The following is a 14,707-nucleotide window of genomic DNA, read 5'->3' as shown; positions in this document are numbered from 1 at the left end:
TCAAACCGCCCGGTAGTGGGTGGTCACGCGGCCGTCATCGTCGATGTGGTGGATCGCGATCATCACCGGCGGGTCCTTCTCCTCCCCCTCCGGCTCCCAGTCGGTGCGCAGGGTGGAGGCGACCGACGGGGCCACCAGCAGCGGCCGCCCCGCGAACGTGCTCACCGAGGCGGTGTGCACGTGGCCGCACAGCATCGCCACCACCTCGGGGCGGCGGCCCACCAGCTCGGCCAGGCGCTGCTCGCCGCGCTGGCGGATCGGGTCGGTGTAGTCCGACCCGAGGTCCACCGGCGGGTGGTGGAAGGCCAGCAGCACCGGGTCGGTGTCGGGGGCGCGCCGCAGCTCGGACTCCACCATGTCCAGGGTGTCGTCCTCCAGGCGGCCCCACGGCTGCCCCGGGACCGAGGTGTCGCACGTGATCACGGTGGCGCCGGGCAGCCGGTGCACCCCGTCCACCGGTCCGCCGTCCGGGGCCTCGCCGAACAGGTGCTCGCGCATCGCCTCGCGCGCGTCGTGGTTGCCGGGGCACACCATCATCGGGACGTCGAACCGGAGCGTCTCGCGGGCCTGCGCGTACTCCTCCGGTGCCCCCTTGTCCACGACGTCGCCGGTGTGCACGACGGCGTCGACGGTCCGCATCCGCGCGATGTAGTCCACTGCCCGGCGGGCGCGCTCGACGCTGCGCTCGCCTCCGTCGAAGTGGGTATCGCTGATGTGCGCGAGAACGGGCATGGCATCTCCTGAGGGGTGCGGAGCCGGTGGACACGATTGTCCCCGTGTCGCGGGCTCTCGCACCAATCGGGGTGGCGACCGCTTCCTCGGGTCCGGCTCGTCCGGTGAACCCTGAGGCCACGGCGATGGGCGGGGGCGGCGTCCGTCGGAGGGACGCCGGTGGGGCGCGGCCCGGCCGCGCCCGGGCCTCAGTCCCTCTCTTCCCAGGCCTTCTCCAGCACCTGGGTGAACACGTCCGCGGGCTGCGCCCCGGACACCCCGTACCGCTCGTCGATCACGAAGAACGGCACCCCGGTCGCCCCCAGCGCGCGGGCCTGTTCCGTGTCGTCCTCGACGTGGTCGGCGTACTGGCGCCCTTCCAGCACCCGGCGCGCCTCGTCCGCGTCCAGCCCGGCCTTCTCGGCGAGTCCGACGAGCGCATCGCGGCCGAACACGTCGGCGCCCTCCCCGAAGTAGGCGCGGAAGAGGGTGTCGACGGCCTCGCGCTGCACCCCCCGGTCCCGGGCCAGGTGGAGCAGCCGGTGCGCGTCGAAGGTGTTGGCGTGCGACCGCTCGGAGGTGAAGGGGAGCCCCTCCCCTTCGGCGTTGGCGCGGGCGCCCGCGTCCGCTGCGCGGGCCTGGTCCGCGCTCATGCCGTACTTGTCGGCGAGGGCGTCGAGCACGGGCTCGGGCTCCTCCGGCGCCGACGGGTCCAGCCGGAAGCTGTGGAACTCCACCTCCACCTCGTCGGCGTGCTCGAAACCGGCGAGGGCGCGCTCGAAGCGGGCCTTGCCGATGTAGCACCACGGGCAGACGATGTCGGACCAGATGTCGATGCGCACGGGTTCCCCTCGGTGGTCGCTCGCCGGACGCGTGCGCGCCCGCGAAGAGCGGGAACACCGGCTCAGGGCGCGCTATTCCGTCCTCGGCGGGCCGCGGCGCACCGGCCGCGGGTGATCATCCGCGCACCATGTCGAGCAGCCGCACCACGGTGCGCCAGTTGCGTCCGGTGGCGGTGCGCCCGCGCAGCGCCCGTTCGACCAAGCCGGGAAGTCTGGCATTGCGCAGGCCGTCCGGGAGGGCGAGGTAGACCTCCCGCTCCCCCGCCGCCATCGTCTCGGGCGCGTGGGCGCCGGCGTCGATCCCCGCCAGGTCGGCGGGGGCGATCGGCCCGTCGAGGAAGAGCACGAGGAACCGCGAAGGGTCGCCGACCTCCAGGGGGTTGGCGTCCACGGCGGCGGACAGCTCCGCCTCGTCGCGCAACAGCGCCTCGACGGGGAAGCCGAACCGGTCCGCCAGCGCCCCCTCCAGTTCGGCCCGGAGCGCCTCGCCGCCGGCCCCTCCGCGCGCCGTGAAGACCGCGTTGCCGCTCTGCAGCAGCGTGGCGGGGTCGGCGTGCCCGAGCCCCGCCAGCACCTCGCGCAGGTCGGCCATGGGGACCTTGCGCCTGCCTCCGACGTTGACGCCCCGCAACAGCGCCGCGTATCGAGTCATACGGGCGATGGTGCCACGGGGCACCGACGGCGGCGGCCGGTCCGCGCCGCTCGGCCCGGACCGGTCCGCTCAGTTCGCGCCGAGGCCCGTCAGGGCGCGCAGCCGCATCTCCCGGTACCGGGCCCCGTCCTTCTCCCCCGACGTCAGGGACCCGATGACGGCGGAGACGAACCCGAACGGGATCGCCACCAGCCCCGGGTTCTCCAGCGGGAACACCTGGATGTCCACCCACGAGGGAAGCAGCGACAGGTTCTCCCCCGTCAGCGGGTGGGTCTTGCCCGACACCACCGGCGACAGCAGCACCAGCAGCAGCGAGCAGCCCAGCCCGCCGTACACGCCCCACTCCACGCCCTTGGTGTTGAACCCGCGCCAGAACATGGTCAGCACGATCACCGGCAGGTTGGCGGCGGCCGCGATCGCGAACGCCAGCCCCACCAGGAAGGCGACGTTGAGGTGCTGGGCGCGCACCGCCAGCAGGATCGCCACCGCGCCGACGAGCACCGCCGAGAACCGGGCGACCCCCACCTCCTGGGACTCCTTGGGGCGGCCCCACATCAGGATGTGCCCGAAGAAGTCGTGCGCCATGGACGACGACGAGGCCAGGGTGAGGCTGGCGATCACCGCGAGTATCGTCGCCAGCGCCACCGCGGACACGAACGCCAGCATGAGCGCCGCCCCCACCGGCCCGGCCGCGATCCGGCCCAGCTCGGCGGCGAGCTGGGGCACCGCCGCGTTGCCGGAGGGGTCCTGGGCGGCGATCCGCTCCGGCCCGACCAGCGCCGCCGCGCCGAAGCCGAGTGCCAGCGTCATCAGGTAGAACACCCCGACCAGCACGATGGTGCGCTTGACCGAGGTGCGGGCGGCGCGCCCGTCGGGCACGGTGTAGAAGCGGATGAGGATGTGCGGCAGGGCGGCCGTGCCGAGCACGAGCGCCAGCCCGAGGCTGAACAGGTCGAGCTTGTTGTACAGGCTCTGCAGCGGGTCCCCGGCCACCTCGACCCCGAACAGCCGCCCCGGCTCCAGGAACGCCTGGCCCTGGCCGCTGTTGTCGGCGGCGCGGGTGAGCAGGGCGCTGACGTCGAACCCGAACACCGCCAGCACCATGACGGTCATCAGGCCGGTGGCGGTGAGCAGCAGGCCCGCCTTGATGATCTGCAGCCACGTGGCGGCCTTCATGCCGCCGTACATGATGTAGACGACCATGAGCACGCCGACCAGGACGATGGCGGCGGTGCGGGTCTGCTCGCCGGACATGCCGAGGAAGGTGCCGCCCCGGTCGATGCCGAGCAGCATGGTGACCAGCGCGCCCGCCCCCACCATCTGGGCGATCAGGTAGACCACGCTCACCGTGACGGTGGAGGTGGTGCAGGCCAGGCGTACCCGCATCCGGCGCATGCGGAAGGCGGGCAGGTCGGCCATGGTGAACCGGCCGCAGTTGCGCATGAGCTGGGCCATGGGCAGCACCAGCAGCCAGGCCACCAGGAACCCGATGGAGTAGAGGAAGCCGTCGTAGCCGTGCAGGGCGATGAGCCCGGCGATGCCGAGGAAGGAGGCGGCGGACAGGTAGTCGCCGGTCAGCGCCAGCCCGTTCTGGGTGCTGCTGAAGCCGCGGCCCCCGGCGTAGTAGTCGACGGCGCCCTTGGTGCTGCGCCGGGCGCGCACCGTGATGGCGAGGGTGACGAAGATGAACAGCCCGCACAGCGCCAGGGTCCAGGCGTGGGCGGCGTCGAGGCCCTGCGCGGCCTCCTGCACTGCGGACGTCACGGGCGCACCACCCGTCCCTCGCGGGCCAGCGCCGCGGCGCGGGCCTGCTCGGCGTCGGCGCGGATCTCCTCGGCCAGGGGGTCCAGCCGGTGCTCGGAGTACCAGACGAACAGCCAGGCCAGCAGGAAGGTGGTGGCGAACTGCCCCACCCCCAGCAGCAGGCCGACGTTGACGGCGCCGTACACCGGGACCGCCATCAGGCCGCGGGCGTAGACCGACAGCACCAGGTAGGCCATGTACCAGCCCAGGAAGACCGTCACGAGCAGCACCGACTGCACCGCGAACCGGCGGCGCAGCCGGACGAAGCGCGCGTCCGCGGCCAGGCGTGAGGCGCGCTGGGATGGCGCCCCCGTCCCCTCGTCAGCGGGCGCCGCACCGGCCTCCCCCTCTTCCAGATACCGCAACGCTGCTCCTCCCCCGAGAAACGTCGAGAACGGCGCCACGGCATCCGCAGGGTCCGGCTCTCCCCCCGCCCCTGAGGACGCGCCCCGTGCCGCAGCGCGCAGTGGTGGCCCACGATAGGCAGTCGCCAGGCCAGACGGGTGCGGTACTCCGAAATCGTGGTGCGGGATGCCCGAAGGATGGGGATACGGGCGCCACTGTGCCGCCGCGGCGGCGGATCCGCCCCCGGCGGCGCGGCTCATATGCAAGGGGCGGGCACGCAATTGCGTGCCCGCCCCTGATGCATCGCGGGGGCCGGGGTCAGGCCGCCGCGGCCTCCTGCGGGCGGCGCTCGCTGCCCCAGGGGAGCAGGCGGTCCAGCGCGAACCGGCCGCCGTTGAAGCCGAGGGCCAGCGCGCTCAGGCCCAGGACCAGCGGGAGCTCGTAGCCGCCCTCGCCGATCAAGCCGTTGCCCGCGTGCACGAAGAGGATGGCGCCGCCCATCTGCAGGGCCAGCAGCACCCCGGCGACCGGCTGGAGGAGGCCGACCAGGAGCAGCACGCCGCCGCCCAGCTCGACGACGATGGCGAAGAGGGCCGCGGCCTGGGGCGCGGGGATCCCCATGCTCCCCATCATTCCGGCGGTGCCGCCCAGCCCCATCTCACTGATCTTCTGCCACCCGTGCGCGATGAACACGATTCCCACGGCGATACGGGCGATGAGTGCGGTGGCATCCGCCGCCGGGCCACTGGCCCGGCCGGTGAGTACGTTCATCGTCTCGTCGATTCCCTGTCTGCCGCCCGTCGGCGGCCTCGTTTCCGGACGGTGGCGGTCACGGCGCGCGACGCCGTGACGCCGGTCCATCATCAAACCAGAAAATATCTTCCTAAGAAACGATAGGCGGAGTGACGTCCGCCATGCCCGCCTCGCGCACGCGCGCCGCCCGACCGGCCCCGCACGCGATCCACTAGGCTTTTCCCCGAACCTCTCCATGCCCCGCGGGCGCCCCCCCTGCGCGGCTCCGCCCGGGTGCGCGCGGCGACGGCCTCGCGCGAACCCCGAGACCAGGGCATCGAACACGTGTATGATTCGGGCGTCCGTACCCACCCCGAACCGAAGGGATGCCACCGCCGTGGTCACCGAGGTCTTCACGCGCAAGTATTGCGACCAGCACGCCGTCCGCGACGAGAAGGTCGAGGCGACTGAGGTCATCCAGTTCGCCTGGGAGGGCCAGGTCCGCGAGATCGACGCCTGCGACGAGTGCAAGAAGGAGCACGAGACCCGCTTCGAGCCGCTCGTCGACTACTCCCGCCCGGTCAAGAAGCGCCGCGCCGCCAAGAAGGCCGAACCGGCCAAGACCCCGTCCGCCGAGGCCGCGGACGCGTCCGCCGACGGCGCCTCCGACGAGGAGTCCGCCGAGGCCTGACCGGCCGCGCATCCGGCGTCCGCCGCGGGGGCCCACGCCCCTGCGGCGCCTTCCCGAATCCGGCGGTCACCCCGCTGGACTGCGCGAACGGTATGATCTCCGCGCCTCACCGGCCGAGGCGTTCCGCGCCGTCGGCGCCGACCGGGCGGGCACGCTGATCTCGCTGGGCGGGATCGTCGGCATCACCACGGTCATCCTGGTATTGCTGATGGCCCAGTCCCGGGTCGCCTTCGCGATGTCGCGGGACGGGGCGTGGTGGTGCTCCGCCGCACCCGGCCCGACCTGCCGCGCGCGTTCCGCACCCCGCTGTCGCCGGTGCCGCCCGCGGTCGGCATCGCGGTGTACCTGCTGTACGGGCGGCGCACGAGCCTGCCGGCGCGCCGCTGACGGCGGCGGGGGCGCCCCGGCGTCCGACACCGCCTCGCCGGGACACCCCGCACCGCCGCACACCCCGGGTTCGGGGGCGGGGGACCGGATTCCCTGGCGTCCGGTCCCCTCCACGGTTCCGGGAGCGCACCCCTGGCTCCCGGCACTCGCGCCCCTGCCGTCCTGCGGCCCCGAGGCGGTACAGGGCCGATTCGGTGCACCGGCACCTCCTCGGACTCGGGCGGGGCCCCGTGACCCTTGTGGCCCCGCCGTCACCGAACAGCCTGCAGGGCCGAGGTTTCCGGCGCGCTACGGCCGGGTCAACCCCGGGTGAGTTCCGCCCCCGCGACCGGTCGGCCCTCCCGCCACACGGCCGCCGTCATCGGCACGCCGGGGCGGTAGGCCAGGTAGACCGGGTCGGGCGCGTCGAGCACGAGGAGGTCGGCGCGGGCCCCCGGGGCGAGGTGCCCCACGTCGGTGCGGCGCAGCGCCCGCGCCCCGCCCGCGGTGGCCGCCCACAGCGCCTCCTCGGGGGTCATCCGCATCTCGCGCACCGCCAGGGCGATGCAGAACGCCAGGCTGGAGGTGAAGCAGGACCCCGGGTTGCAGTCGCTGGCCAGGGCGACGGTGGCGCCGGCGTCGATCAGGGCGCGCGCATCCGGGTAGGGCTGGCGGGTGGAGAAGTCGACCCCGGGCAGCAGGGTGGCGACGGTGTCCGAGGCCGCCAGCGCCTCCACGTCCTCGGGCTCCAGGTAGGTGCAGTGGTCGACCGACGCGGCGCCGAGCTCGGCGGCCAGGCGTGCCCCGGGCCCCGGGCCGAGCTGGTTGCCGTGCACGCGGGCGAGCAGGCCGCGGTCCATGCCCGCCTCGAGGATGCGCCGGGAGGCCTCCTCGTCGAAGGCTCCGCGCTCGCAGAACACGTCGATCCAGCGGGCGTGCGGGGCGCAGGCGTCGAGCATCTCGCCGGTGACCAGGTCGACGTAGCCCTGCGGGTCGTCGGCGTACTCCGGCGGGACGATGTGCGCGCCCAGGAAGGTGGTCTCCTCGGTGAGGCGGCCCGCGACGCGCAGCGCCCGCTCCTCGTCGGCGGTGCTGAGGCCGTAGCCGGACTTGACCTCCAGGGTGGTGGTGCCCTGGGCGCGGGCCTCGTTGAACAGGCGGGTGGCCTTGTCCAGCAGGTCGGCGTCGGTCGCGGCGCGGGTGGCCGCGACCGTGGTGCGGATGCCCCCGGCCTCGTAGGGGCGCCCGCTCATCCGGGCACCGAACTCCTTGCCCCGGTCCCCGGCGAAGACGATGTGCGAGTGGCTGTCGACGAAGCCGGGCACGACACAGCGGCCCCCGGCACCGACGCGGGCGTCGGCGGCGGGCGCCCGGGAGGCCGGACCGGCCCAGGCGACGGTCCCGCCCTCGATCACCAGGGCGGCGTCGGCGATGGCGCCGGTGACGCCCTCCCCGAGGGAGGGGTCGTTGGTGGCCAGGAGGCCGATGCCGTCGATGAGCACCGTCTCGGGCGCGGCATCGGCGGGGGCGGTTCCGTCGGGCGTCGGTCCGGTCATCTGGGCTCCTTCGTGGTCGTTCCCCGCGTCCGGGCGGCGGGGCCCGTGGCAGTGGCCCGTGCCAGTGGCCTCAGGCCAGCAGCTCGGTGATGGCGGTGTGCAGGCGGGCGGCGGCGTCGGGCAGGGCGGTGTGCACGCGGTCGCGCACGATCCACCGGCCGTCGGCCATGGTGTGGCGCACCTCGGCCACCGTGGCCGCGAACACGGCGGCGTCGGCGGCGCGGCGCGGGTCGAATCCGGCCATGCGCGCCGAGCCCAGGTCGAGCACGACCAGGTCGGCGCGCTTGCCCGGGGCGATCCACCCGGCGTCGTGCCATCCGAGGGCGTCGGTGTGGCCGCCCTCGTGCAGGGCGTCCAGCAGCATCGACGCGGAGACGGTGCCGCGGCGGCCGGTGCGCAGCCGCTCGTGCATCTCCGCCCCGCGCGCCTCCTCCAGCAGGTCGATGGTGGAGTGGCCGTCACTGCCCAGGGACAGGGCGACGCGGGCGGGGTCGAGGTCGGCCAGCGGCGGCAGGCCGTCGGCGAGGTCGCGCTCGGTGGTCGGGCACAGGCACACCCCGGCGGCGGCCTCGCGCAGCAGGGCCGTGTCGGCGGGCTCCAGGTGGGTGGCGTGCACCGCCACCGGGTTCAGGTCGGCGAACAGGCCCGCCCGCTCCAGGTGGGCGGTGGGGGTGCGGCCGTAGTGGGCGCGGCAGGCCGCGTTCTCGGCGGGCTGCTCGGACAGGTGGACGTGCGGGGCGGCCCAGTCGAGGCCGCCGGAACCGTGCAGGGCGGCGAAGCGGGCGAGCTGGTCGGCGGGGACGGCCCGCACCGAGTGCGCGGCGGTGCCCACGCGGGCGTGGCCGCCGTCGGGGCGGAAGGCGGCGACGCGCTCGGCCCACTCCTCGGCGCCGCCGTCGCCGAAGCGGAGCTGGGCGCCCTCCAGGGGGCGGTGCCCGCCGTCGGGGTCGAGGCCCCCGGCGAGGTAGAGGGTGTCCAGGAGGGTGATGCGGATCCCGGCGTCGGCGGCGGCCGCGACGAGGGCGGCGCCCATGGCGTTGGGGTCGCCGTAGCGCTTGCCGCCGGGGGCGTGGTGGAGGTAGTGGAACTCGCCGACGCAGGTGACACCGGCCAGGGCCATCTCCGCGTACACCCCGGCGGCGAGGGCGCGGTAGGAGTCGGGGGTCAGGCGCTCGGCGGCGCGGTACATCAGCTCGCGCCAGGTCCAGAAGGAGCCGCCGTGCTCGCCGGTGCGGCCGCGCAGGGCGCGGTGGAAGGCGTGGGAGTGGGCGTTGGCGAACCCGGGCACCGCGAGGCCGTCCAGGCGCTCGGCCCCGGGCGGGGGCGCGGGCTCGCCGGTGCCGACGGAGGCGATCCGGCCGTCGCGGACCTCGATGACGGCACCGGGCGCGGCCGCCCCGACGTCGGCCCCCTGACCGGGCTCGGGGTCGACGAGGGCCCATTCGCACCAGTACAGCCCGTCGCGGTGGTCGGTGGCGGACACGCACTTCTCCTTCACTGTCGGGATGGACGGGGGTGGCGGGGCGCCCGGCCGGTCCGTGGACCCCGCCCCCGCCTGCACGTGCCGACGGGCCGTCTCGGATTGAGCGAACGGGCCGGTAGGGGGCCGGTACCGCCCGAGGCCGCGTTCGCTGGAGTGGTGTCATTCCTCCGTTGTCCCTCTCGTTGTCGATCTCGGGGGAAACGCCGCGAAAACCGCGCTCGTAGCGTCGCTTCCGCCGGGATCGACGGGGAACCGGGCCGGAGGTGTCCGCACCGGCGGGATGCCTGTGGGCAGGCGGCCACGGCCGCCGAAAGCTTCACCGCTCCAGAGGACGCGGCCCCGCCCGGGGGCCGTCCGGCGTGCCGGTGCCCACTGCCGCGGCCGTTCGACCGCGTCCCGTCGCACCCGCCTTCGTCACCGCCGAGCACGGCCGGGCTCCACTCTGCTCGACGGTGAGGCGGCCGCCGCGCGGGGAGGCGCCGGTCGGCGCGCCTTCCCCGGCGGCCTCCGCACCGCTCCTCTCCTCCTCTTCGCGCGCGGATGTCAGACCTCTTCTCCTGACAGGTCCTGCAGGACGTCGGCCAGCGCCCGCACCCCCGCGTGGCAGTCGGCGCGCTCGGCGAACTCCTCCGGTGAGTGGGACACCCCGGTCGGGTTCCGCACGAACAGCATCGCCGTCGGTACCGACCCGGCCAGCACCCCGGCGTCGTGGCCCGCTCCGGTCGGCAGGACCGGCGCGGGGCCCTCCGCGCCTCCGGCCACGGCCGCCACCCGGTCGCGCAGGCCCCCGTCGAACTCGACCACGGGGGTGTCGGACTCCTGGTGCTCCTCGGCGGTGACGCCCTGCTCCCCGGCGGCCCGGCGCACCTCGGCGGCGACGTCGCCCACCACCGCCTCCAGGCTCGCGGCGCCGGGCGCACGCGCGTCCAGCCAGGCCCGCACCCGGGAGGCGATCGCGTTGGTGCCGTTCGGCTCGGCCTCCACCCGGCCCACGGTGGCCACCGCGCCGTGCTCGGCCGCCGCCGCGCGGGCCGCCAGCACCATGCGGGCCATGGGCAGCATCGGGTCGCGCCGGTCCTCCAGGCGCGTGGTGCCCGCATGGTCGGCGCGGCCGGTGAAGGTCCAGCGCCAGCGGCCGTGCGGCCAGATGGAGCGGGCGGCGCCGACCGCGCGGTCCAGGTCGGCCAGGGCGCGGCCCTGTTCCACGTGCAGCTCGACGAAGCAGCCGATGCGGGACAGCCGTTCGGGGTCGGGCCCCATCCGGTCCGGGTCCAGGCCCGCCTCCTCCATGGCGTGGGCCCAGGTGGTGCCGGAGGGGTCGGCCAGGGCGGCCGCCCACTCCGCGGTGACGGCCCCGGTGAGCAGGCGGCTGCCCAGGCAGGGCACGCCGAAGCGGGCGCCCTCCTCCTCGGCGAAGACGGCGACCGCGACGGGGCGGCGCGGGCGGACGCCGCGGCGGCGCAGCTCGGCGACGGCCGCCAGGGCGCTGACCACGCCCAGCGGGCCGTCGTAGGCGCCGCCGTCGGGCACCGAGTCCAGGTGGGAGCCGGTGACCACGGCGTCCGGGCCGGGGGCGCCCCACCAGGCCCACATGTTGCCGTTGCCGTCGGTCTCCACGTCCAGGCCCGCGTCGGCGGCGGCCCGGTGGAACCAGTCGCGCAGCTCGGGGNGTTGCCCGCCGGTCGCGGCGTGGCGGCCGATGGGGGCCAGCTCGTCCCAGAGGCGGTCGAAGGCGGTGTCGGCGGTTTCGGCGGTGACGGAGGGGTCAGGCACCGGCGCCGCCCTCCCGCATCGGCAGGCGCAGGCCCTCGCGCTCGGCGACGGCCTCGGCCTCGGGGTAGCCCGCGTCGGCGTGCCGGATGACGCCCATGCCCGGGTCGTTGGTGAGCACCCGCCGCAGCTTCCGCGCCGCGAGTCCGGTGCCGTCGGCGACGCTGACCTGCCCGGCGTGCAGGGAGCGGCCCATGCCGACCCCGCCGCCGTGGTGCAGCGACACCCACGAGGCGCCGGAGGCGGTGTTGACCAGGGCGTTGAGCAGCGGCCAGTCGGCGATGGCGTCGGAGCCGTCGCGCATCGACTCGGTCTCCCGGTAGGGGGAGGCGACCGACCCGGTGTCCAGGTGGTCGCGGCCGATCGCCAGCGGGGCGCTCACCTCGCCGGAGGCCACCAGTTCGTTGAACCGCTCCCCGGCCCGCGCCCGCTCGCCCTGGCCCAGCCAGCAGATGCGGGCGGGCAGGCCCTGGAAGGCGACCTTCTGCCCGGCCATGCGGATCCACCGGGCCAGGTGGTCGTTCTCCGGGAACAGGTCCAGCACGGCGCGGTCGGTTCGGGCGATGTCGGCGGGGTCGCCGGACAGCGCCGCCCACCGGAACGGCCCCTTGCCCTCGCAGAACAGCGGGCGGATGTAGGCGGGCACGAACCCGGGGAAGTCGAAGGCGCGGGCGAACCCGGCCTCGCGGGCCTCGCCGCGGATGGAGTTGCCGTAGTCGAACACCTCGGCACCGGCGTCCAGGAACCCGACCATGGCCTCCACGTGCGCGGCCATGGACGCGCGGGCGCGGGAGGTGAACTCGGCGGGCTTGGCGGCCGCGTAGTCGGCCCAGTCCTCGAAGGCCACCCCGGCCGGGAGGTAGGACAGCGGGTCGTGGGCGCTGGTCTGGTCGGTGACGATGTCGATGGGGGCGCCCCGGCGCAGCAGCTCGGGAAGCACCTCGGCGGCGTTGCCGAGCAGGCCCACCGACAGCGGGCGGCGGGCGTCGCGGGCCTCGGTGGCCAGGCGCAGCGCCTCGTCGACGCTGTCGGCGCGCACGTCCAGGTACCGGTGCTCGATGCGGCGGTCGATGCGGCTGGGGTCGCACTCGACGACGATGGCCGCGCCGCCGTTCATCGTGACGGCGAGCGGCTGGGCGCCGCCCATGCCGCCGAGCCCGGCGGTGAGGGTGATGGTGCCCTCCAGGGTGCCGCCGCGCTTGGCGGCGACCGCGCCGAAGGTCTCGTAGGTGCCCTGGAGGATGCCCTGGGTGCCGATGTAGATCCAGGACCCGGCGGTCATCTGGCCGTACATGGTCAGGCCCAGCGCCTCCAGGCGGCGGAACTCCTCCCAGTTGGCCCAGTCGCCCACCAGGTTGGAGTTGGCGATGAGCACCCGGGGCGCCCACTCGTGGGTGCGCATGATGCCGACCGGGCGGCCCGACTGCACGAGCAGGGTCTCGTCGCCCTCCAGGTCGCGCAGGGAGGCGGTGATCCGGTCGAAGCTGGCCCAGTCGCGGGCGGCCTTGCCGGTGCCGCCGTAGACGACGAGCCGCTCGGGGTGCTCGGCCACCTCCGGGTCGAGGTTGTTGTGCAGCATCCGCAGGGCGGCCTCCTGGGGCCAGCCCTTGGCGGTGCGGGCGGTCCCGCGCGGGGCGCGGACGGTGCGGGGCGTGGATTCGCCTGCCATGACGCCTCCTGTGTGCAGCGCGGGCGGGGGTTCAGCGCAGGGGGGTGACGGACCCGGCGGCCGACACCACGGTGCCGTCGGCGATCAGGGCCGCGACCTCGGCGATCTCCGGGGCGAGGTAGCGGTCGGGGCCGGGGCCGGGCACGCGGGTGCGGACCGCGTCGCGCACGGCGCCGGTGGCCGGGCCGGGCTCCAGCGGGGAGCGCAGGTCCAGGGCGCGGGCGGCGGTGAGCAGCTCGACGGCGAGCACGTCGGTCAGGGCGGCGACGGCGCGGCGCAGCTTGCGGGCGGCCGCCCAGCCCATGGAGACGTGGTCCTCCTGCATCGCCGAGGAGGGGATGGAGTCGACGCTGGCCGGTGCGGCGAGCCGCTTCATCTCCGAGACCAGCCCGGCCTGGGTGTACTGGGCGATCATGTGGCCCGAGTCCACGCCCGGGTCGTCGGCCAGGAACGCGGGCAGGCCGTGCGAGCGGGCCACGTCGAGCATCCGGTCGGTGCGGCGCTCGGCGATGGAGGCCACGTCGGCGGCGGCGATCGCGAGGAAGTCGAGGACGTAGCCGACGGGGGCGCCGTGGAAATTGCCGTTGGACTCCACGCGGCCGTCCGGGGTGATCACCGGGTTGTCGATGACGGCGGCGAGTTCGCGCTCGGCGACGGTGCGGGCGTGCGCCAGGGTGTCCCGTGCGGCCCCGGCGACCTGCGGGGCGCACCGCAGCGAGTAGGCGTCCTGCACGCGGGTGCAGTCGGGGCCGCGGTGCGAGGCGACGATGGGCGAGCCGTCGAGCAGGGCGAGCATGTTGGCGGCGGCGTCGGCCTGGCCGGGGTGCGGGCGCATCTGCTGGAGGTCGGCGGCGAACACGCGGTCGGTGCCCAGCAGCGCCTCCACGCTCATGGCGGCGGTGACGTCCGCGGTGCGCAGCAGCCGCTCCAGGTCGTGGCAGGCCAGCAGGAGCATGCCGAGCATGCCGTCGGTGCCGTTGATCAGCGCCAGGCCCTCCTTGGCGCCGAGCTCGACCGGCTCCAGCCCGGCGGCGCGCAGCGCGTCGTCGGCGGGGCGGAGCGCGCCGGAGGCGTCGCGGACCTCGCCTTCGCCCATCAGGGCCAGGGCGACGTGGCTGAGCGGGGCCAGGTCGCCGGAGCAGCCGAGGCTGCCGTACTCCAGCACGACGGGGGTGATGCCCGCGTTGAGGAGCCCTGCGAGGGCGCGGGCGGTGGCGGGCTCCACGCCGGTGCCGCCGGAGGCCAGGGTGCGCAGCCGCAGCAGCATCAGGGCGCGCACCACCTCGCGCTCCACCTCGGGGCCGGACCCGGCGGCGTGCGAGCGCACGAGCGAGCGCTGCAGGCGGGCGCGCAGGTCGGGGGCGATGTGGCGGGTGGCCAGGGCGCCGAAGCCGGTGCTGACGCCGTAGGCGGGCCGCTCGCCCTCGGCCAGGGCGCGCACGCGGTCGCGGCCGTCGGCGAGCGCCTTGAGGGCGTCGTCGGCGAGGCGCACCCGCGCGCCGCCGCGGGCGACGGCGACGACGTCGTCGGCGGTGAGGGAGGAGCGGCCGACGACGACTTCGGCGGCGTCGGCGGCGGTTCCGGTAGCGGTGATGGACATACCCCCATTCCACGCCCTCAGAGGGGGGCGCCGCAGCACCGCCGCGCACGCTCTGTCCGATATCTCAGACGCCGCCCCGCGGTTCACACCTCCAGCCCGACGGCCACCTTTTCCAGGGCCTCCAGGCCATGGGCCACGGCGGGGCGGTCGGCGGCGCCCCTGCGCACGACGGTGAAGATGCTGCGCCCCGGGGCTCCCCCGCCCGCCAAGCGCACGCGGGACACCCCGCCGCCCTCGTGCAGCGGGAGCATCCGCGGGCCCAGGGTCACCCCGAGCCCGGCGCGGATGAGCGCCAGGACCCCGGTCCAGTCCGACACCCGGTGGGTGTAGTGCGGGGTGAAACCCGCGGCCGAGCAGGCCGCCTGCACCACCCACCCCTGGTGGCACTCGTCCTTGGAGGCGATCCAGTCGTCCCCCGCGGCCTCGGCCAGCTCGACCGCGGCCTCCCCCGCCGCCGCCCGCCCGGCCAGCCGGTGCCCGTCCGGAA

The 14,707-nt window shown here is 75.4% G+C and carries 14 protein-coding genes; 2 read left to right on the top strand and 12 right to left on the bottom strand.

From position 1 onward, the window contains the following. The 6 genes from D476_RS0119240 to D476_RS0119215 all read right to left on the bottom strand — a co-directional run bounded on the left by D476_RS0119240 (position 1) and on the right by D476_RS0119215 (position 5,124). Positions 1-732, bottom strand: coding sequence for a metallophosphoesterase (locus D476_RS0119240; RefSeq protein ID WP_017625562.1), 732 nt, complete (start codon positions 730-732; stop codon positions 1-3). A gap of 188 nt (positions 733-920) precedes the next feature. Continuing rightward, complete coding sequence (locus tag D476_RS0119235; RefSeq protein ID WP_017625561.1) at positions 921-1,553, bottom strand: DsbA family oxidoreductase; 633 nt, start codon at positions 1,551-1,553, stop codon at positions 921-923. A 115-nt stretch (positions 1,554-1,668) separates the two neighbouring features. Then, positions 1,669-2,205: a DUF1697 domain-containing protein gene (locus tag D476_RS0119230; RefSeq protein ID WP_026123659.1), complete on the bottom strand. Its 537-nt coding sequence runs from the start codon at positions 2,203-2,205 to the stop codon at positions 1,669-1,671. Between the two features lie 69 nt (positions 2,206-2,274). After that, the gene (locus D476_RS0119225) at positions 2,275-3,957 is read right to left on the bottom strand and encodes a solute symporter family protein (RefSeq protein ID WP_017625559.1); all 1,683 of its coding nucleotides are present in this window, start codon (positions 3,955-3,957) and stop codon (positions 2,275-2,277) included. Positions 3,958-3,965: 8 nt separating this feature from the next. After that, positions 3,966-4,373, bottom strand: a complete 408-nt coding sequence (locus tag D476_RS0119220) for a DUF485 domain-containing protein (RefSeq protein WP_017625558.1) — start codon at positions 4,371-4,373, stop codon at positions 3,966-3,968. 298 nt (positions 4,374-4,671) lie between these two features. Beyond that, on the bottom strand, positions 4,672-5,124 hold the full coding sequence (locus tag D476_RS0119215; protein WP_017625557.1) for a DoxX family protein: 453 nt from the start codon (positions 5,122-5,124) through the stop codon (positions 4,672-4,674). A gap of 358 nt (positions 5,125-5,482) precedes the next feature. On the opposite strand from D476_RS0119215, the gene D476_RS0119210 reads away from it, so the two are divergent. Both D476_RS0119210 and D476_RS39940 read left to right on the top strand, forming a co-directional pair. Further along, positions 5,483-5,776 carry an Lsr2 family protein gene (locus D476_RS0119210; RefSeq protein WP_017625556.1) on the top strand — a complete coding sequence of 98 codons (294 nt, stop codon included), beginning with the start codon at positions 5,483-5,485 and terminating at the stop codon, positions 5,774-5,776. A gap of 252 nt (positions 5,777-6,028) precedes the next feature. Beyond that, positions 6,029-6,163 carry a hypothetical protein gene (locus tag D476_RS39940; RefSeq protein WP_017625555.1) on the top strand — a complete coding sequence of 45 codons (135 nt, stop codon included), beginning with the start codon at positions 6,029-6,031 and terminating at the stop codon, positions 6,161-6,163. A 299-nt stretch (positions 6,164-6,462) separates the two neighbouring features. Here the strand turns inward: D476_RS39940 and hutI are convergent, their stop codons facing one another. From hutI to D476_RS0119175, 6 genes are all read right to left on the bottom strand, one after another. After that, on the bottom strand, positions 6,463-7,698 hold the full coding sequence (hutI, locus tag D476_RS0119200) for an imidazolonepropionase (RefSeq protein WP_017625554.1): 1,236 nt from the start codon (positions 7,696-7,698) through the stop codon (positions 6,463-6,465). 70 nt (positions 7,699-7,768) lie between these two features. Further along, positions 7,769-9,181, bottom strand: a complete 1,413-nt coding sequence (locus D476_RS0119195; RefSeq protein ID WP_017625553.1) for a formimidoylglutamate deiminase — start codon at positions 9,179-9,181, stop codon at positions 7,769-7,771. Between the two features lie 543 nt (positions 9,182-9,724). Continuing rightward, complete coding sequence (locus tag D476_RS0119190) at positions 9,725-10,954, bottom strand: allantoate amidohydrolase (RefSeq protein WP_017625552.1); 1,230 nt, start codon at positions 10,952-10,954, stop codon at positions 9,725-9,727. After that, positions 10,947-12,620 (bottom strand): urocanate hydratase, encoded by a 1,674-nt coding sequence (gene hutU / locus D476_RS0119185; protein ID WP_017625551.1) that lies wholly within the window; start codon positions 12,618-12,620, stop codon positions 10,947-10,949. The genes D476_RS0119190 and hutU overlap by 8 nt, the downstream gene beginning before the upstream one ends. Before the next feature lie 31 nt (positions 12,621-12,651). Continuing rightward, positions 12,652-14,220, bottom strand: a complete 1,569-nt coding sequence (gene hutH, locus D476_RS0119180) for a histidine ammonia-lyase (protein ID WP_017625550.1) — start codon at positions 14,218-14,220, stop codon at positions 12,652-12,654. 83 nt (positions 14,221-14,303) lie between these two features. After that, positions 14,304-14,707: LysR substrate-binding domain-containing protein (locus D476_RS0119175; RefSeq protein ID WP_017625549.1), on the bottom strand; the 404-nt coding region annotated here is incomplete at its 5' end.

Origin of the sequence: Nocardiopsis chromatogenes YIM 90109, from assembly GCF_000341185.1 — a bacterium.
GTDB classification, from domain to species: domain Bacteria; phylum Actinomycetota; class Actinomycetes; order Streptosporangiales; family Streptosporangiaceae; genus Nocardiopsis_A; species Nocardiopsis_A chromatogenes.
The sequence above is the reverse complement of the archived record's forward strand: the minus strand, read 5'-3'. Positions and strand labels throughout refer to the sequence as shown.